The sequence below is a fragment of the Dethiobacter alkaliphilus AHT 1 genome (assembly GCF_000174415.1).
GTDB lineage: Bacteria > Bacillota > Dethiobacteria > Dethiobacterales > Dethiobacteraceae > Dethiobacter > Dethiobacter alkaliphilus.
In genome coordinates this window covers 26,197-47,182 of the sequence record NZ_ACJM01000001.1, presented here as the reverse complement: position 1 = coordinate 47,182, position 20,986 = coordinate 26,197, and the positions used below count along the sequence as shown (strand labels likewise).

Below are 20,986 nucleotides of genomic sequence, written 5' to 3'. Positions count from 1 at the left end.
AAAACCACCGAATCAAGTGATCCGGTGGTTTTGTGTTAGGCGGAGAGTTTTTGGGGCTGGTTTGCGGTTCCGTCTAAAGAGATTTTTACTGTTTGTACCGGGATGTCCACACCGGCACGTTTTACTGCTTCACGTACGATGCTGATTAAGCCGCTGCAGCAGGGAACTTCCATGTGGGCCACGGTAATGCTGTTTAAGTTGTTCACACGAATAATTTCAGCCAGTTTTTCCACATATGACATGGCATCATCCAGTTTGGGGCAGCCAATGGCCAAGGCACGGCCGCTGAGGAAGTCTTTGTGGAAGTCTGCATAAGCAAAGGGCGCACAGTCGGCTGCTACCAGCAGGTCGGCATTCTTAAAGTAGGAAGCTGCAGGGTTCACCAGTTTAAGCTGTACAGGCCACTGGCCCAGTTCGGAGGGAGTTTCCCCTTCCGCTGTTACCGGCTTGGCATCTTTTTTCGGTGCCATTGTTCTGGCCATGGTGCCGGGGCAACCGCAGCCCAGAGGCTGTTGTTCCTGAGCCTGTGTCTTTTTCTGTTCTTCCAGGTGCTTTTCCACCGCTTCTTCGTCAAAAGCATCTGCATCCCGTTCTTCGATAATCAGTGCATCCTGGGGGCAATTACCCAGACACTCACCCAGGCCGTCACAAAGCTTATCTTCAATCAGGCGGGCTTTACCGTTAACAATTTGCAGTGCTCCTTCAGCACATGCGGGGATACATTGGCCGCAGCCATCACACTTGTTTTCATCAATACGAACTATTTGTCTTTTCATGAGAAATTTCCTCCTCTTAATGTCTTAGCGTTAGACACAGTATAGCACGGTATTTGCCTGTTGAATGTGATGTATATCAAACGGACAGAAAAAATAAATGATATATATTGTCAAAAAAGCAGGATTTACGACTTGACAAAAGAAATACTTGTTAAACATATAACTTTAGCACTATGGAGAGGTGAGTAAATGAATATTGGCATTATCGGCGGCGGACGCGGCGGTTTGGCTATCCTGAATTTGCTGATGACCATTGATAGCGTCAGGGTACTCTGGGTTGCAGACGTTCAGGCCGATGCACCGGCACTGGCCAAAGCCCGTGAACTGGGCATTGGTGCTGTGACCGACTTTATTCCCAAATTAACTGAACCCAACCTGCAGATGGTTATCGAAGTTACCGGCGTGGAAAAAGTAAAGGATCTGGTAAAAGCAAATATCCCGGAAGAAGTAGCACAAATGGATGCCTCTGCAGCAAAACTATTGATTACCATTGTGCAAAGCCGGGAAGAGCTGTTTAAAAAGATTTATGCCAATGCCGAAGAGTTGGCACGCTACATAGAGCAATTAAATGAGTCGGCAGGGCAAATCCGGGCCAGCATGGAACAGTTGGCCGGGGAAGCGGAAAAACTGGCCAACTATGGCGAAACACTGACCGAAACATCACAGACTGCCACAACAGAAGCAGAAAAAACGCAGCAGATTTTAAAGATAATCGAGGATATTGCCAAGCAGACCAATATTATAGGACTAAACGCTGCCATTGAGGCAGCACGGGTGGGACAGGCCGGACAGGGTTTTTCCGTTGTTGCCACGGAGATCCGCAAGCTTGCGGAAAACACCAGCGTATCCACCAAAGAAATCGGCACCATTACCTCAACAGTTAAAGACTATATGTCGACCATCAACAACGGCATCAAAGAATCAGGCCTTATTGCCCAAAGCCAGGCGGCAGCTACCGAAGAGACTCTGGCTGCACTGGAATCCCTGGCGGATGTTTCCCAAAGACTGCAAAAATTATCTGCCGACTTATTAAAACTTCAATAATAAGAAAAGCACTTCAAATCGGTTTCCTTTAGCAGCTTCGCAAACTGCGAAGCGTTAATTTCCTACCAATACAAAGAAAAGGCGGTTGCCCGCCTTTTCTTTTTTCTTTCTGGCTAGATTAATTTACCGGTAAATATTTGATATCTTCAGATGCTCCGATTCAATATCAGCCAGAGCGCGAAAGACTTCCTGTACTCGTTTTTCGGGAGCCCGGTCAGCCACCTGCAGGTAAAACTGAATGGCACGCTGCTCACGGTCATGGGCATCGGCCAGATTTTGTGCGTCATCATTTCCGGCACAATCTTCATCCGGCAGATCCGGCTCCTCCACTCCTGCCATTTCCGCCAGCAACTCGGCATGTTCCGCCTCCTGCTTCTGCAGGCGCTTAAAGATTGCCTGGGTAACCTGTGTCTGAGCATTTTTCTGGGCACATTTATAAAAAGCGGCGTTGCCCACTTCCAGCTGGATGGCTTTCATACAATCCTCGTAACTTTGCTCACTCATTTCAACTTTACCGGTTTTAACCCATTCGGCAGCACCCATCATCCAACGGCCGTGTGCACCGCAATAGGGACAGCGATCAGGAGCATCACTGCCGAGATATGTTTCACCGCAAATCTGACAACGATATGGACTAAACATTTATGCAACACCTCCAATTTTAAATATCTTCTTCTAACTAACAATTTGCTCAATTTCTGTTCTTTTCCTTCAAAACTAATTTGTGTTTATAAAAATGTAAGATTCTACCCGCAGGAACTATTGAATATGTTTACCTTTTAACCTGATGTTTATGATTGAGCTTTCCAATTAACAGATAGCAGCATCTTTTTTGAGCAATCATCCAGAGTATATTTAACTTGGAGGGATTGGCCAGGAAATTGTCGAATGGTAACTTGCAACCGCGTATTATGCCTTTGCCGGCAAGCGGTTAAACTGATTAATAATGGGGGAGATTGGTTGGGAAAAGCAGCTGGCAGGATCGGCGGTGCCTTTGGCGGCTACAGCATTGAATGCACCCGTGAGGGCAATATTTTTCACGGCCGCCTGGGAGGAAAAGTTAGTGGAAACGACATCAACCTGGAAATATCGGCAGAAGGCAACCATCTTTGGGGAAGAGTCGGCGGTGAGGTGATTGGCAAGGACCTGAATATGGCACTGGAGCCGGGCCGGGCCTTCGGCCGCTTAGGCGGAGAAACCATCGGAGATGACATTTCCCTGGAGGGCCATGAGCAAATCAGCGGCAGAGTGGGCGGCTCCATCGTAGGGTTTGACTGCAACCTTAAATTCATAGCCGCAGAAGGCCGGCTGCAGGGCCGCCTGGGCGGAACCTTTGTGGGGGCCGACGTAAACCTGGACTTAGTGGACTTCCCACCCCTTGTGGCGGCTGTTTTAGCCTGTGTGGTGTACAAAATTTATCTGGAGCGCTCCAGGGCGGCCAAGGGTGGTCGCTAAAAATGCCCGCAAACTGTACGGTTTGCGGGCATTATTTTACTGATTCTGTTTTTTGGTGTGGTTTAACAGGCCACCGTCTTTAATAATGGCAATCTGTCGCGCTGTAAGGCCGTGTTCCACGGTAAAAGTAGCTCCGCTGTTGCGGTTTGCGACCGTCAATTCATCGCCCCGCTCCAACTGTTGACGGAGATTGGTAATTTCCAGCACATCGCCCTGACTGATTTTTTCATAATCTTCTTCCTTCACAAAGGTAAGGGGCAAGATACCGAAATTCACCAGGTTAGCACGATGAATACGGGCAAAAGATTTGGCCAGCAGAGCTTTTACACCCAGATACATGGGAGCCAGTGCCGCATGTTCCCGGCTGGAGCCCTGGCCATAGTTATGACCACCCACCACAATGCCGGCTTTGGAATCCTTGGCTCGAGTGGAAAACTCCGCATCTACACCGGAAAACACATACTCGCTGATGGCGGGAATATTGGAACGCAGTGGCAGAATCTTTGCTCCTGCCGGCATAATATGGTCCGTAGTAATATTGTCTTCAACTTTTAACAGCACATCAACGGTTAAAGTTTCAGGCAACTCCTCATTAACCGGCAGCGGCTTAATATTGGGACCGCGCACAACTTCCACAGCATCGGGATCCTTTGCCGGAGCAATAATCATGCTGTCGTCGATGAGGAATTTCTCCGGCAATTCAACCGGCTTATATTCTCCCAGCGTACGGGGATCTGCCAGCTTGCCTGTCAGAGCCGAAGCGGCTGCCACTTCCGGGCTGGCCAGATATACGCCGGCATCGGCTGTGCCGGAACGACCGGGGAAGTTACGGTTAAAGGTTCGAACGGATACGGCGCCGGATGGCGGTGACTGCCCCATACCGATGCAGGGTCCACAGGTTGCCTCCAAAATCCTGGCTCCGGCGGCAATCAGGTCTCCCAGGGCACCGTTACGGGCTAACATTTCAAAGACCTGCTTTGAGCCAGGCGAGATAACCAGACTCACTTGGTCATTTACTTTTTTACCACGGAGGATATTGGCCACCTGCATTAAGTCGGCGTATGAAGAGTTGGTGCAGCTGCCGATGGCCACCTGATCCACTTTAATATGGCCCAGGCTGCTCACCGTCTCTACGGCATCCGGGCTGTGCGGTGCGGCTACCAACGGTTCCAGCTTGTCCAAGTCAATGATAACTTCCTCATCATAGGTGGCGTCCGCATCGGGCAGCAGTTCAGTCCACTGGTCCTCCCGATCCTGGGCTTTTAGGAAGGCACGGGTAATTTCATCACTGGGGAATACCGAAGTGGTTGCGCCCAACTCAGCCCCCATATTGGTAATGGTAGCCCGCTCAGGAACTGTAAGGCTTTTTACACCAGGTCCGGTATATTCAATAACCTTACCCACACCACCTTTTACCGAAAGGCGGCGCAACACTTCCAAAATCACATCTTTGGCAGAAACCCAGGGCTGCAGTTCTCCCTGCAATTCCACCTTCACCACTTTGGGCATGGTGAGATAAAACGGGCCTCCACCCATGGCCACAGCCACATCCAGGCCGCCGGCACCCATGGCCAGCATGCCGATGCCGCCGCCGGTGGGGGTATGGCTGTCGGAACCTAAAAGAGTTTTCCCCGGCACCCCAAAGCGCTCCAAATGCACCTGGTGGCAGATACCGTTGCCGGGCCGGGAAAAGTAAATCCCGTATTTGGCAGCCACCGATTGCAGAAAGCGGTGATCGTCTGCGTTTTCAAAACCGGACTGCAATGTGTTATGATCGATATAAGATACGGATAGTTCCGTCTGCACCTGCGGAACACCCATGGCCTCAAACTGCAGATAAGCCATGGTACCGGTAGCATCCTGTGTCAGAGTCTGGTCAATTCTTATGGCTATTTCACTGCCTGTCTTCATTTCCCCTGAGACAAGGTGCTCAGCGATGATTTTTCTTGTCAGATTTTTGCCCATATTTCGCATTCCTCCTGTCATGTCTACACTTGAATGTATCATAAAAACACTTTTTCTGTCAACGAAACCACCGGGAAGGAAAAACAGCCTCTCAGGGAGAAAAAGAAAAATAACCCACTTTTTTGAAAGCGTGGTGACCAACATGCCGGCAAATCTCACACCGCAATATTATGAGGCAGAAGCAAGATATAAAAAAGCCAGCACCCCTGAAGACAAAATGGATGCCCTGCAGGAAATGCTCTCCATTATGCCTAAACACAAGGGCACCGAAAAACTACAGGCCGATATCAAAAAGCGCCTGGCTCAATTGCGCGAGGAAAGCCAACAGAAGAAAAAACAAAAGGGCGGCTACAACCCGTTTCATGTGGAAAAGCAAGGCGCGGGACAGGTGGCCCTTGCCGGCTGCCCCAATACAGGAAAATCGGCACTGATATCCACCCTGACCCGGGCCAAGGTAAAAGTTGCGGATTTCCCCTTTACCACTTCCATTCCCGCTACCGGTATGATGCCCTATGAAGATATCATGATTCAGTTGGTGGATACGCCGCCTTTTACCGAAGACGGTGCCCCACCGGGCCTGATAGGCACATTTCGTAACGCAGATATGATTCTGCTTACCATTGATCTTAGTTCAGGCGACTGCCTTGATCAGGTGGAAACTTCTTTTACCCTCCTGGAGGAGCGCGGCGTAATTGACAGAGAAGGCGAAAACCCGGTGGCTCTGCCCTTTCTCCTGCTGGGAATGAAAGCAGACCATCCTGACGCCGATGCTAATCTGGAAGTGTTAAAAGAGCTGTATCCACAGCTGGAGCTGACTCCCGTCTCCATCCATCAGGATTTGACCAATCTGCAGGAAACCATTTTCAAAATACTGGATGTTATCCGCATTTACGGCAAAACTCCGGGCAAAAAGGCACAGCTGGAAAGGCCCTTTATTCTTAAATCCGGTTCCACGGTCCTGGATCTGGCATACACGGTCCACCGTGATTTTCCGGATAAATTAAAAAGCGCCCTGGTTTGGGGCTCAGCCCGTTTTGACGGCCAGGCGGTGGCCAAAGATTATGTATTACACGACAAGGACATAGTTGAGCTGGTAATTCAATAAAGCCGCGCAAAAATTGCGCGGCTTTCTCTTATGACTAAGTCTAGGCCGGGGAAAAACCCTGCTGCCCCCACCATTCTTCTTTTAGGGTGTCATAAATGTTCTGCAAAGACTCCAGATGACTGTCCTCCCATTCGGCCAATCGCTGCAGTAACTCTTTGAGTTCAGGAGTTTGGGCTTCCTTGGCGGCATTGCGGTAAAAGACCATGGATTCTTTCTCCATCAATATACCAATTTTATAAACTGAGATTTCCAGAGAACCGGATTCCGTACCTACATTGCCCGGCCTGAATATCCTGGGTGACGGAGCCTCGGTCACATCCAGGCCCTCCAAAGTGGGAGTCTGGTTATCCGAAAGCTGCCGATACATTTTCCGCAACCAGGATTCATGCTGCTGCTCCTCCTTGGCCAGATGATTAAAGGCGTCTTTTACAGATTCATCTTCGGCGCGCATGGCAGCCAGACTGTAGAACTGATAGCCTTCCACTTCATTCAGTATGGCTGTTCTTAAAATGTTTAACTCGTCCATACCTCTCACCTCTTTTGCATATTTTCATATATCTTAGCATTTCTCTCTCTTTCTTATCTTATCAGAATCTTAAACTTGTCCTTAACCCGACTTATCAGGTCAGATTTTTCTGCCAAACTGCAGGAAATAAATCTGTGGAGCGCGAATGTTAACGTCATGGCTAATCCGGGGAGGACTGAGATGAAAGCTAATATTCTGGAAGCCATTGGCGAAACGCCTTTGGTACGAATCAATCGTTTACATACCAATCCACAGGTTACCCTGGCTGTAAAGCTGGAGGGCAACAATCCGGGCGGAAGTGTTAAGGACCGGATTGCCTACTACATGCTGCGAAAAGCTGAAGAAAAAGGTGAACTGACCAAAAATAAAATTATCCTGGAGCCCACCAGCGGCAACACCGGCATCGGCCTGGCCATGGCTGCCTCGGTGATGGGCTATCGCCTGGTGGTGACCATGTCTGAAAAGATGAGCAGTGAGCGACGCAAAATGCTGGAGGTGTTTGGCGCCGAATTAGTACTGACTCCAGGCGAGTTGGGCACCGATGGTGCCATTATGAAGGCCCGGGAAATGATAGCCAAGGACCCGGACCGCTACTATATGCCTAACCAATTTGCCAATGAAAACAACTATATGGTACACTATGAAACAACCGCTGAAGAAATCTGGCGACAAACCGATAATAAGGTAACACACTTTGTGGCCGGTATGGGGACCACCGGCACATTAATGGGCGCTTCTAGACGCCTCAAAGAACTGAATCCCGACATTAAGATTATCGGTGTAGAGCCTTATATGAACCATAAAATCCAGGGACTCAAGAACATGGAAGAGGCCATTAAACCGGCCATATATGATTCCAAACGACTGGATGAAAAAATAAATGTCAGCGATGAAGATGCTTTTGAAATGGCCTTCCGTCTCACCCGGGAAGAAGGAATCTTTGCCGGAATTTCTGCAGGAGCAGCCATGCATGCAGCAATCAGTGTGGCCAATAAACTCACCTCAGGCTTTGTGGTTGCCATTATTCCAGACCGCGGTGATAAGTATATGTCCACCGATTTATTCTGTGCTGAACGTTGCAAAAGGCGCAGACCCGACTGCCTGTTGACGGAGAATCTCTTTTAAGGCACGCTGCGGCGTGCTTTTTATAACCTGCACTGCGCTACCGCGAATAAGCGCGCCTTGTTAAGAAATTATTATCAATTTACCCTGTTATCTTAGCATATAATGTTTATTACCCCCTTTTTACAAGGGCACAATAAAGAGAGCATGCATAATGCTGTGAAAGAGGGATGAGCATTGACAAATAATAAAAAAGAGTTAACCGTTGATATTCTTCTCCCCGACAATGAAATTATTGAACTGCCGGGAAACCGCTCTTTGCTGGAAATCAGGCGTGATGTGGCAGAACACTTCCCCTCCACCATCGTGGCAGCACTGGTGGATGAAAAAGTCCGGGACCTGGAAACGGTGGTTGACACGCCTTCGGTGATAAAATTTCTGGACCTGTATACTAAAGAAGGAGCGCGCATTTACCAGCGTAGCCTGACCTTCCTTTTGCTCTATGCCACACACGTTCTATTCCCCAAAGCCGAAGTAAAAGTGGAACATTCGTTGGGTAAAGGTCTCTACTGTGAGATTGACAAAAACTCCAAACTCACCGCCGACGAGGTGGCTGCCATAGAACAAAAAATGTGGGAAGTGGTAAACCAGGACCTGCCCATTGTGAAGAACAAAGTACCTGTGGACGAAGCCATTGAGATTTTCCGCAAAGAGGGGTTTGAAGATAAAGTCCGCCTCTATAAGCGCTGGCCCAAAGAAACCCTTACTCTCTACGGCATAAACAGTTTCCATGACTCACTCCACGGCTATATGGTGCCAAGCACCGGTGTTTTACAGCTCTTCAGCCTGGAATATTACGAACCCGGCGTTATCCTGCGCTTCCCCGACGAAAAAGATCCGTTTTCCATTCCCCGCTTTGTGGAGCAAAATAAGCTCTTTGACATCTTCCGTGAATCGGAGCGCTGGGCCCGCATTCTGGGCGTAAGCACAGTAGGGGTATTAAACGACGTGATTGAAGAAGGCCAAGGTGCAGACATTATCCGCATCAATGAAGCGTTGCATGAAAAGAAAATTGCCCAAATTGCCGATATGATTACAGAACGGGAAGACGAAATCTGTGTCATCCTCATCGCCGGGCCCTCTTCCTCAGGCAAAACCACCTTTGCACAACGTCTCCGCACACAGCTCTTGGTAAACGGCATCCGTCCCTTCCCCATCTCTTTGGACGACTATTTTGTGGATCGGGACAATACGCCCTTAGACGAATCAAACAAACCGGATTTTGAGCATATTGAAGCCATTGATTTAGACCTCTTCAACAAACACCTCATCGATCTGATTAACGGCGGGGAAGTGGATATCCCCACCTTCAATTTTTCCACCGGTACACGTGAATACAACGGTAAACGGATCAAACTGGAGAAAAACCAACCGCTGATCATCGAAGGGATTCATGGCCTAAACGAACGGCTGACCCAATCTATTCCCCGTAACCGTAAATTTAAAATCTATGTCTCCGCCCTCACCGCTTTAAACGTGGATCAGCATACCCGCATCCATACCACAGATACCCGGCTCCTGCGCCGCATAGTCCGCGACAATCAGTTCCGCGGCACCGATGCGCTCACCACTATCCGCCGCTGGCCCTCAGTACGCCGCGGCGAAGACCGCAACATCTTCCATCTCCAGGAGGAAGCAGATATCATGTTTAACTCCGCACTGGTTTACGAACTGGCCATCCTTAAACAACACGCCGAACCGCTCCTGGAAAAAATCGAACAAACAGAGCCGGAATACGTGGACGCCAAACGCCTACGCCTGTTCCTCTCCGGCTTTGTCCCCTTAGATTCCCACGACGTCCCTTCAAACTCCATCCTACGCGAGTTCATCGGCGAGTCATGCTTTTTCCGGATATAACAAGAGCCCACGGCAACGTGGGCTCTTTCCTATTCTTTTCTTGATACAAACCATCCCCCGGCACAACAGCTAATTACCATCATCCACAATAAATTAGTATTCATGCCATAACTTTCGTAAGCAGGCGGCATCGTAATCCAGGTATCCAAGGAGGAATTGGCTGCCCAGGGGCTGTAGTCCACATCTCCCTCAATTACATCGCCGGGAGTCTGTGTTCCCCACCAGTTATTTGTTGCATCAATGGTTTGTGATGCATTGCTATGCAGAGCAAAGTCGCCATATTCTAAAAATTGACTCTGGTTAATCCTAATATTGCTAACGTCATCCAAAATTGTTACTGCTGACCCTCCGGGATTACTTACTGTAATACCCTGTACGGTAACATTCTTTACAGCCTTCCTATCCCCCTCAATTTTTAAAGCCGTTCCACCATTCCCAAAAAAAATTAAATCCGCTATAACCAGATGAGCCCGATCATGTTTGATATGAAAAGCAAAACTGCCACCACTAAAATCCAACACAGGCAATGGCACATCACTTTCCTTAGCCGCCACTGTAATAGGGTTATCCACAACCAGGTTCTTTTCAGAGTAAGTACCCGGATAGATTAGAACTTTCGAGTTTTGATTGGCAGATATAATATCCAATGCCTCGGCTACGGTATTTACGTACCCGTGTCTGGGATCTGAAAATTCTTTGTTCACGTGAACAGTCTCCGGTTTGCCCACAGAATATCCTACCAGGCTGTCTGTTTCAGAAAACATTGACATCATGCCGTCACTTTTAAAATGAGCCGTATAAAACATTTTAAATACGTGTGATCCATTTCCTACAGTAAGGTCATTTAAATTGTACCGAATGTCACTACTATTTTCTAAAATAGGATTATCTGCACCACGGACCACTGTCCAGTTATCGATACCATCTTCAGAATACGCCAGACCGGCGTAAGCAGGCGTCTTGTCATCTTCCTGATCCGCCAAAAAGAAAAGATAATAACCGTCGTAATATGGTATGACCTGCCCAGTAGGCCGGTAAGAATGCTTGTTTAGCACTACATTAGCTGTCCCGTTAAACTCTGTAAAGCCATCTCCCTTGGAAAGAGAGCGCTTAACGGCATTATCGCTTGCCTCGTCGATCCAATAAAGCCATACCTGATTATCCACCACCAGTGTATCTACAACGCCCTTTACCGAATCAGGAAGACCCTCAACCCTTACCGGGTTATTCCAGTTCTTTCCGTCATCGCTATAAGTGTAACTTAGCCCTCCGTTTTCCAAAAAGTACATCGCAAACTCCCCATCCGGCTTTATAAACACAGCAGGTCTGCGAATGTTTTGTTGGTAATTGTGCCTTCCTTCTACTATAATTGGTAATCCATCATCAAAGTTATCCTGTCCTGATGATGATTGCGCAAATTTAACCGTCCCACCTGCAACGGACTGATCCTCATACCATAATAAAAACGGATTTTCTTCTGTTCCTTCACCCAACATGGAGACATAACGGACAATGCTATTGGGCCTTTCCAAGTGACCCTTATCACTCACATGGAGGTTTGTGGCCAAATCTGACGATGCACTGGCCGGTTGTCCAAATGCGATTGCGACAATTATCACAAATAAAAATACAGAACTTACTTTTTTAACTGACAAAGAATCGCCCCCCCGAACGGTATCCTTTATCAGCCTATCATGTTATCGGGAAAAACTCCCAAGAAAACAGTCGCGTATTTCGTCACTATTTTTGGTTGTTTTTGTTGAAAAAAGAAATAACCGCGCGGTTGCACGGTTTATTGATATATTACCTTCTTTTCTTTACTTACTAAGAAAATTCCACCGGCAAGACAGAGTATGGAGATAACCTCAACAGATTTTATTCATGTCATAGCTGGTATAGGCCGGTGGTTCTGCACTCTTAGAGTTCACCTGAGCAAATTGAGAAAATGAAGTTGTTTCTACTTCAATATATTTTGTACATCTGTTTCTTTTTTATTAATTGACATGATGTGGAATAATACTTTAGGATTAGTTTAAAAAGTCTCTGCAAGGAGGGGCATCTAATGGATATCAGCAAGTTCACGGAAAAAGCTCAGGTAGCCTTAAAAGAAGCTCAGGATATATCTGTGCGTAAAAGCCACCAGACTGTGGATGCGGAACATCTTCTCCAGTCTCTTTTGGAACAGGAAAACGGTCTTGTTCCCAAACTGTTAAGCAAAGCAGGAGGTAATATTGAAACGCTTTCCTCCCGCCTTAATCAGTCTCTGGATAAAATACCTGCAGTTAGCGGTGCAGGTTCCACATACATGACACAGCGTATGAATCAGATTCTGGTCCGTGCTCAGGATGAAGCCAAAAACCTGACCGATGAATATGTCAGTGTTGAACATTTGGTTCTGGCCATGTTTGAAGATACTACCATCAGTAAATTACTGTCGGAAAGTGGTGTCACCCGCGCTTCATTTATGGAAGCCATGACCCAGGTACGGGGCAACCAGCGTATTACCAGTGCCAATCCGGAAGATACCTACGAAGCGCTGGAAAAGTACGGCCGCGACTTAACGGAAATGGCGGAGCAGAACAAACTGGACCCGGTCATTGGTCGGGATACGGAAATACGACGTGTTATTCAGGTTTTATCCCGCAGAACCAAGAATAACCCGGTTCTCATAGGTGAGCCGGGGGTGGGCAAAACAGCCATTGCTGAGGGACTTGCCCGGCGGATTGTGGCCGGTGATGTACCGGACAGCTTAAAAGACCGGCGGATTGTCTCGCTGGATATGGGGGCTCTGGTGGCCGGTGCCAAATACCGCGGTGAATTTGAGGAACGGCTAAAAGCAGTACTGCAGGAAGTAACCCAGTCTGCAGGCCGGATTATCCTCTTTATTGACGAGCTACACACAGTGGTTGGCGCAGGCAAAACCGAAGGCTCCATGGATGCGGGTAATATGCTAAAACCCATGCTGGCCCGGGGCGAATTGCATTGCATCGGGGCCACAACAATGGATGAGTACCGGCAGCATATTGAAAAAGATGCCGCATTGGAGCGGCGCTTCCAACCGGTAATTGTGGCTGAACCCACCGTGGAGAATACCATCTCCATTCTGCGGGGTCTGCGGGAGCGTTATGAACTGCACCATGGTGTACGCATCCAGGATGCGGCGCTGGTCTCGGCCGCAACCCTTAGTCACCGCTATATCTCCGATCGCTTCCTGCCTGACAAAGCCATTGACCTGATTGACGAAGCAGCGGCCAAACTGCGCACCGAAATGGAAAGCATGCCAGAAGAGCTGGAAAACCTGGAGCGGCGTCTGATGCAGCTGGAGATTGAGCGGGAGGCGTTGCGCAAAGAAAAAGACCAGGCCTCTCAGGAACGGCTGAATGCCCTGGAAAAAGAAGTGGCTGAGCTGCGATCCGAGCGGGATACCATGCGTGCCCAGTGGGAGGAAGAAAAGTCCACCATTGGCGGCTTGGGCTCCATTCGTGAAGAGCTGGAAAAAGCCCGGCATGAAATGGAGCAGGCCCAGCGTGAATACGATTTAAATAAAGTGGCGGAATATCAGTACGGACGGATTCCGGCGCTTGAGAAAAAACTAAAGGAAGCAGAAGAACGGCTGGGCAGTGACGAAGCCAAGCTGATTAAGGAAGATGTGACCCCTGAGGAAGTGGCGGAGGTGGTTTCCCGCTGGACCGGGATTCCCCTTTCCCGTTTGCTGGAAGGAGAAAAGGAAAAACTGCTGCGTCTGGACGATATATTACACGAACGGGTCATTGGCCAGGACGAAGCGGTCAACGCCGTTACAGATGCGGTGATTCGCGCCCGCTCCGGTCTAAAAGACCCCAAACGTCCCATCGGCTCATTCATCTTCCTGGGTCCCACCGGTGTGGGCAAAACGGAACTGGCCCGTGCCCTGGCAGAATCGCTTTTTGACAGTGAAGAGAACATGATCCGTATCGATATGAGTGAGTACATGGAAAAACACACGGTGGCCAGGCTTATCGGGGCCCCTCCCGGTTATGTGGGTTACGATGAAGGTGGCCAGCTCACCGAGGCGGTTCGCCGCAAACCATACAGCGTTCTTCTTTTTGATGAAATAGAAAAAGCCCATTATGATGTGTTCAACGTCCTGCTGCAGATTCTCGATGACGGCCGCCTCACCGACAGTCACGGCCGTACAGTGGACTTTAAAAACACCATCATTATCATGACATCCAATCTGGGCAGCATGCATCTTTTGGAAAATGCCGGTGAAAGCGGCGACATTGCCGAAAGCGTCAAAGATAAAGTAATGGCGGAGTTGCGCAGTCATTTCCGTCCCGAGTTTTTAAACCGGGTTGATGAAATTGTGCTCTTTAAGCCTTTAACTCTGGAAGAAACAAAGCAGATCATCGACCTGCAGCTGGAACTTCTGTACAAACGGCTGGCCGAACGCTACATTACTCTGGAAATGACCGAGGCGGCCAAAGAGCATGTGGCCCGTGCCGGTTATGACCCGGTTTACGGTGCCCGTCCTCTGAAGCGCTACCTGCAACGCCAGGTGGAGACGGTGCTGGCCCGGAAACTTATTGCCGGGGAAATCGCCGATCACAGCCATATTACAGTAGACGCAGACGAGAACCAGCTGATTTTTAGAATTTAACAAAAAATCTCCCGTCCGGTTTGGGCGGGAGATTCTATTGTGCCGGCAAAGCGGTAACTTTAAGCCTTTTTGTTTCATGGAACATGGGAGCACAGGTTAACAGTGTCAGTTGTTCATGGCCGGTTAGTATGTACAGTTGGGGATCGTCTGCATCCAGAGTTTCCTTTCCCTCCACCAGGTATGTGTAGACCTGCTCCTGATACGCAAGGTAAATGGGGTCTCCCTGGTTGAGGGAATCCAGTAAACCGAAGCTGCTTTGAGGACGATGTGCAGTAGCCGGGTTATACTGGTGTCCCACAATAATTATGTTGGTCCCCTCCCCGGGGAAACCGCTTCCCGGCAGATGGGCTACAGCCTGGTTCAGCGTATGTCGGGACACCTCTCCCAACACCACTGAATCCACATTTATTTCCGGAATGACAAGCCAAAAGGAGCCGGCTGCCACCACCTCCGGATTCATGAGTGGGCTCGGAGCAAATCTGGCGTAGACCTGGGGATAAAGCATGGAAGCGGCAATAAGCAGGCCGGCAAAGATTAACAGGATACCGAACCAGCGCCTGAGCTTATTCTTTTTCTCCAACACTTTTCCTTTAGTTTTCAAAACTTTAATCTCCCATGCCAGGTTTAAAGTAAGCAAACCACAGCCCAAAGTCGAAACCGGCCACACTATGATTCCGGTACTGGGCGTAGAGCCCCCTGTAACCTTCGGCCAGATAGTGGGATCTGATTCCGTGCGAAATGGAAAGATAAGCTTCCATATAAGCGGCAAAATGGTCGCAGACCCGAATCAGCTCCCCGTCAATGGGCGAGTATCGGTCTTCGTTGTACTTTTCGCCTATTGTATCTACAATTTCTACGCGCCCGTTTTGACAGATTTTATTGGCAAATTCCTCTTCGGTAAAATAACGAAGTTCTTTATGCCAGGCCGCCGGCAAAAGGGGCAGAAGCAGTTCCTCCACCTGGCGGTTTTCAATTTCCTTAATTAACTCATCAAGCCCTTCTACAGACCGTTTCACAGGGGACACAATGTCCCTGGTCAGCACTTCCGGCAAATCATGAAAGAGTCCGGCGAAATAATTATTTGCCGTCCGTTTTGGGCAGGCGTCCAGTTCCTTGCTGCATAAGTAAGATAGCATAGCTACAATCAAGGTATGGCCCAATACGGAAGTTTCCGGAATACGGGGCGTCTGCGCCCAACGCTGCTGAAAACGCAGCTGCCCCACCAGATCCATGAAATGGCTGGTTTTTTTGCCTAACTGCAGCTTCTGTACCCCGGCCAAATGGTAATGTTCTTCTATTTCATCGGCTATTTTTTTTCGCGTCTCATCCAGGCCGTACAGATTGGCATTTAAATTATAGATTATCTGAAACTCCCAGTTAGTAGCCAGATAATGTGCCGCTTTAAGAATTTTCTTCTCCTGCATACTGTATTCGGGGTCAAAAAAGTAGGCGTGGAACTTATCCAGCAGCCCGCCTTCCACCGGCCCAATGCGGTCCCGCAATTGTTCCAGTACCCAGGTATTTAAAAGCTCTCCTTTTTCCAGCATCAGTTTATGAAAGATGGGCGGCTTGATATCGGTAAGGACAATACGGTGGAGAAATTCAAAAAATCCACCTTCAATGAGCTTTACCCAGTCCACCTCTGCGCCCCGGTCCGACTCCTCAAACTTGGTGAGCACATAAGCAAAGACCATCTTGTGGGCCTGCTTGTCCAGCTCAGCAAAGCCCTTGTGCGGCCGGATATGGTCATTCCAGCGCTGGATGCTGGCCGCTTCAAACAATAATTCCAACAGTTCCTTTTTGATCATCTGCACCGCCCCGCTTTCTTCTCTTCATCCCATATATCTCTGGTAAAATTCCCGGATGGTTTTCTTTAAATCGGCCGGCAACCGGCTTAACGCTTCAACCTCCAACTTTGGAGGAATTTCTTTGTAATAAGCCTCTGCCATGGCTCCTGCCATACAAGCCAGTGTATCGCTGTCACCGCCGATAGACACCGCCAGGCGTATGGCGTGTGTAAAATCCCTGCTCTCCAGAAAGGCCCGGATGGCATGGGGAACAGAGCCCTGGCAGGATACATCGAAAGAGTACCAGCGACGCACACTGTCAAGAGATTGAGTAAGGTCATAACCAAACTCTTTGGTTATAAAGGTTGCAATCTCATCTTTTCCGGCACCGTTTTGACTCATAAAAACAGCGGCTCCCACCGCCTTTGCCCCATTGATGCCTTCAGGATGATTATGGCTCACGGCGGCGCTTTCGGCCGCTTTTGCCAACACTGCTTCCAATGTGTTGCAGGCAAAACCCACAGGGCCTACTCTCATGGCAGAGCCGTTGCCGAAACTGCCGTATGGCTCCCTCACTCTCCCCTTTGCCCAGCGGGCAAAGTTGCCACCATACCCCGCCTGGGGATAACGGTGGTAGTAATCCTGGTACACCTGACGAAACGGCCTGCTGTTTAGCAGCACGTCTGCGGTGGCCACCGTAAGCACCGTATCGTCGGTAAAGCGGCTTTGCTGAGTGAACAGTGGGAAATCCAGACTCTTTATATTATTAAACTCATAAACTGAGCCGATGATATCACCGATAATTGCTCCAAGCATCGCTTTACCCCCTGCTCTGCTATCGTTTCTGCTTAACAGCGCAAAAATCCTGCACAGCAGCTGACCTATGAGGTTAATTAGGCCAAAATTCCTTTTTGCGTAAAAATAACAGTACCTGGGCGATTACCGTCAATACCGGTAGTTCAATTAGAGGCCCAATAATTAATACCAGGGCAATTAAGGGCCTGTCCGGGAAGGCGGAAACAGCAATGGCCAACGCCAGCGGAGAGTTTCGTGCCAGGGTAGTGAAATTAAAGCAGGCCACGTTCTCATAGGAGAACTTAAATAAACGTCCAATCCCCTGGCCCAGCAGAAAGTTAATAGCAAAAAATAGTATAATCGGAGGCAGCAGCCTAAGAACGATGGCGGGATTTTGTAGCAGTATTTCCCCCTGGGAAGCAAACATGGCCATAATGGTGAGCGCAAGAAAAACAAACTGCATGATGGATACTTTGGGCAAGACCTGCGCCTCCAGCCAGCTTTCATTCTTTTTAAGCAGCAAGAGCCGGCGGGTAATTAAGGCCAGAATAAAGGGAACAACCAGGACCTGAACCAGACTGGTAAAAAGAATGGCAGTATTAATTTCCACAATAGCCCCGGCCAGAAGTAACAGATATATAGGCAAGAGCAAAAGCTGCAGTAACAACTTCCACGGCAGTTGGACCGTGGCCAGAGGCACATTTCCGCAGGCTATATTGGTAAAAACAATGTACCAATCGGTACAGGGCGTTACCATGAGCATAATCAGGCCGACCCAGAGATCAGGGGCCCCTCCGAGAAAAAGATAGCCCAAGAGAAAGGCCAAAGCAGGAGTCCAGATAAAGTTCATGGCCATACTCAATCCGGTAAAACGAAAGTCCTTCAGAGCCGTTCCCAGATGATTGAGTGGCACTTGTAGAAAAACACCAAATAACATGGCCATTAAAAATGGGGTGATAAATAATGAGGCATTTGCGGCAACCCAGTTTAAATTACCCAGCAGGAGCCCCAAAGCAACGGCTGCCAGAATAAAAAACACCTGAAACCTTTCAAATATATTCATATTATCTCCTTGGCAAGGTTCTACTTAATCAGTATACATGGGGCAGTTAAATGCTGCAAGCGCAAACAAAGCACCGCGCTATGCGGTGCTTTGTTCTGAAAAAAAAATGCGTGCCGGAACCGGCCGTTGCCAGAAGCTGGGTGGGCCAACCCGCCGGTGGCGATAACAGCGAAATTGGATCTGCAGCTCCGCACGCAAAGTGAACAACGTGGCATTACTCAGTGGGCAATAACACAAAAGTCCGACGTATGCGCATATTTCGCAAACGTCGGACTGCAATTAACTGATACTAAACCCTTTAAATGCCTTCCGGGCTATTAAGTTTTTACAAAGACTATGGTTAACAGTGGATACCTCGCCAAACCGATTGCGTAAGCAACCTTTTTAGCTGAGCCATCCTAAATATTTATCTCAGTAATAAAAATAATACGCTATCAGTACTAAAAAAGCAAGTACATATTTTGGTAATACTTTATCTATTTTTTTGAAAACTTTTCAATACGGATAACCCGGACATCTGTGGCATAAACAATTCCGGCATAGTTGTTTAGATACTGCTCGCACACCTCACGCATTACCTTCTCCGCTTTTTCTTCACTGGAAATCACCGTCTCAATTCTGACATTCTCGCCAAAACCACCAAGTCCACCGGAACCGAAACGCACACCCCTGTCACCTTCCCCCGTCACACCATGATATATGGTGTAGCCCTTGATACCCATTGACTTAATCAAGCTGATTATATTGCTTTCTATTGCCGCTTCAGTAATAATCACAACTAACTTGGCATTTTTGAGTTCCATTTTCAAGCCCCCTGTTTTTATCTGGTGAAGAGCATTGAAACCAGCTGCGCCGCCTGATAGTAAAGTGGAATACCCACAGTAACATTAAACGGAAACACCAAACCCAGCGCCATAGCCAGGGAAAGTGAAGGGTTAGCTTTGGGGATAGCAGTACGCATTACAGATGGAGCGGAGATATATGAAGCTCCTGCGGCAAGGGCAGCAAAAATTGTAGCTCCACCCGGGCTAAGCCCTATAACGGTGGCAAGAATAACAGCAATAAGTCCATGAACCGCAGGTAGAATCAATCCTACCGCAAATACTTTTTTATCCACAGCTAACAAACCAGGTAGACGGCTGCCCGCCAGCAAACCAACATCCAGCATAAAGAGAGTCAATACACCGGGAAAGATCAGGGCATAAAAGGGCATAATTGCTTCTGTTCCCTCTGCTCCATTGGCAAAACCGATGATAAAGCCCCCTAACAGCAAAAGCGAAGGCTTGGAGACAATTGCCTCATAAATCAGCCGGAGCTCAGTCTTGTTCTTACCGTTTTGACCAGCCCCACCAATACGGCCCAAAACCACTGCGGTAATCAGGGCGGCTATGTCCATGAACGGATACAGCGCAGGAACAAATTGTTCAAAGCTTGCTCCTATGTTGTCCAGATAAACCAGAGACAACGCCAGCGTAATACTGCTTACCGCCCCATAATGACCTGCCAGGGATGCAGCATTTGCTTTATCCAGTCTGACAATTCCGGTAAAAACACTGTAAACCAGTATCGCCAGCAATATCCCGGTAATAACCGCAAGCAATGCAGGTAAAGCTACTGCACCGACACCTACCTGATTTACTGAAACACCGGCCCGTAAACCGATAGAAATAAGTACAAAGACAGCAATTGCCGCCCCCGCTGCATCAGGTATTTTAAGGTCTGAGTTTAAAAGGGTAGCCAGCACACCGAGAGCAAAAAATAAAATGGGAGGAGAAATTATATTCTGTAAAACTAAATCCACCGACAACGTGTACCCACCACCTAGTTTTTTACAAAATATCAAGCTGCATTCGTTATTTAATACTCCCCCGTAAAGAAAGTAATCTTTTATGTAGGATAACAGATTTCTACCGGACTTAGCAAGAGAAACAGGATTACTGTATTCTGTTGTAGGCTACTTGCTCTTTTCTGACAGTACGGGTTGACCAGGCGTTTCTGAAGTGAAAGACAAGCACTGTGGTTCCGTATCCTGTGGCTATACCAACCATTGTTAATACAGGAGCAGCCTGCCCGCCTACGTAACCGATTATACCACCGATAAGAAAGCCGGAATACTTAATTAAAAGAAAGACTGCATGCTTTTTTTTGCCCGCTGCCAGGGCTATTCCCAAATCTGTAAGGTCCCCGGTAAGATGGGTAGTCCTCCCTATCCGTCCCTGTGATGTAATACTGTTTTGCCAACCGGTGGAAAAAGCCAGTAACATGGCTAAAACATAGCGTCCCGCGGATATTTCGTATATACCCGTAACATAGAATCCCACATATACAAATCCGGCGGCCAGCAAGACCGGCAAAACCGGCATAAGTAAACCATAAGTCATACCAAGTTGGGGCAGTGCTTTAGTGGCAGAGAAAGAACCGGTAATAAAAGAGATGATGATAATGGTTACTAGTATAGCCATTGCAGGATTGGTTAGCACATACTTGGCCTGATCTGTAACCGGTCCTGTCAGATGGGCTATCCTCATAAACAGGACTGCAGATGTTGTCAGAGCATTCATAGCGCCTGCCCAGAACGTAAGCCACCAACCTACGGTACATAAGACCTTGTTTTTACACAATATTTCCCAGTCAAATTTAACCGACAAGTCATCTGTACCCATTTTCTGCTCATCCTTTCCTGGAAAAAAAAAGTCCGACGCATGTGTAATTAAACACAACGTCGGACTGCATATAACTGATATTAATACCCTTCACATGCCTTCCGGTTTTTTATTTTATTGGATACTCCTTTTTAACCAATTGCATAGCAACTATTTAATTAGGTGTATCCCTATAAAGCTTATCTGCGG

General features: G+C 48.2%; 18 protein-coding genes. 6 read left to right on the top strand and 12 right to left on the bottom strand.

Features of this window, described 5'->3' with window-relative positions; genetic code table 11:
- Positions 1-35 precede the first annotated feature (35 nt).
- A complete protein-coding gene (locus DEALDRAFT_RS00225; protein WP_008513733.1) occupies positions 36-776 on the bottom strand; it encodes an ATP-binding protein in 741 nt (246 codons plus the stop codon).
- Between the two features lie 189 nt (positions 777-965).
- Here DEALDRAFT_RS00225 and DEALDRAFT_RS00220 point away from each other — a divergent pair, with 189 nt between their 5' ends.
- Positions 966-1,820, top strand: coding sequence for a methyl-accepting chemotaxis protein (locus DEALDRAFT_RS00220; protein ID WP_008513732.1), 855 nt, complete (start codon positions 966-968; stop codon positions 1,818-1,820).
- 123 nt (positions 1,821-1,943) lie between these two features.
- On the opposite strand, the gene DEALDRAFT_RS00215 is transcribed toward DEALDRAFT_RS00220, so the two are convergent.
- Positions 1,944-2,462, bottom strand: coding sequence for a ferritin family protein (locus DEALDRAFT_RS00215; protein WP_008513731.1), 519 nt, complete (start codon positions 2,460-2,462; stop codon positions 1,944-1,946).
- Positions 2,463-2,780: 318 nt separating this feature from the next.
- Here DEALDRAFT_RS00215 and DEALDRAFT_RS00210 point away from each other — a divergent pair, with 318 nt between their 5' ends.
- Positions 2,781-3,275, top strand: coding sequence for a hypothetical protein (locus DEALDRAFT_RS00210; protein ID WP_050780743.1), 495 nt, complete (start codon positions 2,781-2,783; stop codon positions 3,273-3,275).
- A 36-nt stretch (positions 3,276-3,311) separates the two neighbouring features.
- Here DEALDRAFT_RS00210 and DEALDRAFT_RS00205 read toward each other — a convergent pair whose 3' ends face one another.
- The gene (locus DEALDRAFT_RS00205) at positions 3,312-5,240 is read right to left on the bottom strand and encodes an aconitate hydratase (RefSeq protein WP_008513728.1); all 1,929 of its coding nucleotides are present in this window, start codon (positions 5,238-5,240) and stop codon (positions 3,312-3,314) included.
- Between the two features lie 142 nt (positions 5,241-5,382).
- Here DEALDRAFT_RS00205 and DEALDRAFT_RS00200 point away from each other — a divergent pair, with 142 nt between their 5' ends.
- Complete coding sequence (locus tag DEALDRAFT_RS00200; protein WP_040378267.1) at positions 5,383-6,345, top strand: GTPase; 963 nt, start codon at positions 5,383-5,385, stop codon at positions 6,343-6,345.
- Between the two features lie 40 nt (positions 6,346-6,385).
- On the opposite strand, the gene DEALDRAFT_RS00195 is transcribed toward DEALDRAFT_RS00200, so the two are convergent.
- Positions 6,386-6,871: a ferritin-like domain-containing protein gene (locus DEALDRAFT_RS00195; RefSeq protein ID WP_008513726.1), complete on the bottom strand. Its 486-nt coding sequence runs from the start codon at positions 6,869-6,871 to the stop codon at positions 6,386-6,388.
- A 180-nt stretch (positions 6,872-7,051) separates the two neighbouring features.
- On the opposite strand from DEALDRAFT_RS00195, the gene DEALDRAFT_RS00190 reads away from it, so the two are divergent.
- Both DEALDRAFT_RS00190 and DEALDRAFT_RS00185 read left to right on the top strand, forming a co-directional pair.
- Positions 7,052-7,996, top strand: coding sequence for a PLP-dependent cysteine synthase family protein (locus DEALDRAFT_RS00190; RefSeq protein WP_008513724.1), 945 nt, complete (start codon positions 7,052-7,054; stop codon positions 7,994-7,996).
- 174 nt (positions 7,997-8,170) lie between these two features.
- Positions 8,171-9,850, top strand: coding sequence for a nucleoside kinase (locus DEALDRAFT_RS00185; RefSeq protein WP_008513723.1), 1,680 nt, complete (start codon positions 8,171-8,173; stop codon positions 9,848-9,850).
- 29 nt (positions 9,851-9,879) lie between these two features.
- On the opposite strand, the gene DEALDRAFT_RS00180 is transcribed toward DEALDRAFT_RS00185, so the two are convergent.
- Complete coding sequence (locus tag DEALDRAFT_RS00180; protein ID WP_008513722.1) at positions 9,880-11,505, bottom strand: glycoside hydrolase family protein; 1,626 nt, start codon at positions 11,503-11,505, stop codon at positions 9,880-9,882.
- 407 nt (positions 11,506-11,912) lie between these two features.
- On the opposite strand from DEALDRAFT_RS00180, the gene clpB reads away from it, so the two are divergent.
- Positions 11,913-14,489 (top strand): ATP-dependent chaperone ClpB, encoded by a 2,577-nt coding sequence (gene clpB, locus DEALDRAFT_RS00175; RefSeq protein ID WP_008513721.1) that lies wholly within the window; start codon positions 11,913-11,915, stop codon positions 14,487-14,489.
- A 34-nt stretch (positions 14,490-14,523) separates the two neighbouring features.
- On the opposite strand, the gene DEALDRAFT_RS00170 is transcribed toward clpB, so the two are convergent.
- The 7 genes from DEALDRAFT_RS00170 to DEALDRAFT_RS00140 all read right to left on the bottom strand — a co-directional run bounded on the left by DEALDRAFT_RS00170 (position 14,524) and on the right by DEALDRAFT_RS00140 (position 20,797).
- A complete protein-coding gene (locus tag DEALDRAFT_RS00170; RefSeq protein ID WP_008513720.1) occupies positions 14,524-15,090 on the bottom strand; it encodes a sortase in 567 nt (188 codons plus the stop codon).
- A 4-nt stretch (positions 15,091-15,094) separates the two neighbouring features.
- Positions 15,095-16,297 carry an HD domain-containing protein gene (locus DEALDRAFT_RS00165; RefSeq protein ID WP_008513718.1) on the bottom strand — a complete coding sequence of 401 codons (1,203 nt, stop codon included), beginning with the start codon at positions 16,295-16,297 and terminating at the stop codon, positions 15,095-15,097.
- Positions 16,298-16,321: 24 nt separating this feature from the next.
- Positions 16,322-17,092 carry an ADP-ribosylglycohydrolase family protein gene (locus DEALDRAFT_RS00160; RefSeq protein ID WP_008513717.1) on the bottom strand — a complete coding sequence of 257 codons (771 nt, stop codon included), beginning with the start codon at positions 17,090-17,092 and terminating at the stop codon, positions 16,322-16,324.
- Positions 17,093-17,165: 73 nt separating this feature from the next.
- Positions 17,166-18,134, bottom strand: coding sequence for an arsenic resistance protein (locus tag DEALDRAFT_RS00155; protein ID WP_008513716.1), 969 nt, complete (start codon positions 18,132-18,134; stop codon positions 17,166-17,168).
- Positions 18,135-18,610: 476 nt separating this feature from the next.
- The gene (locus DEALDRAFT_RS00150) at positions 18,611-18,937 is read right to left on the bottom strand and encodes a P-II family nitrogen regulator (protein WP_008513715.1); all 327 of its coding nucleotides are present in this window, start codon (positions 18,935-18,937) and stop codon (positions 18,611-18,613) included.
- Positions 18,938-18,954: 17 nt separating this feature from the next.
- Positions 18,955-19,935, bottom strand: coding sequence for a sodium-dependent bicarbonate transport family permease (locus tag DEALDRAFT_RS00145; RefSeq protein ID WP_243441122.1), 981 nt, complete (start codon positions 19,933-19,935; stop codon positions 18,955-18,957).
- A gap of 133 nt (positions 19,936-20,068) precedes the next feature.
- On the bottom strand, positions 20,069-20,797 hold the full coding sequence (locus tag DEALDRAFT_RS00140) for a DUF1275 family protein (protein ID WP_008513712.1): 729 nt from the start codon (positions 20,795-20,797) through the stop codon (positions 20,069-20,071).
- Between the last annotated feature and the right edge of the window lie 189 nt (positions 20,798-20,986).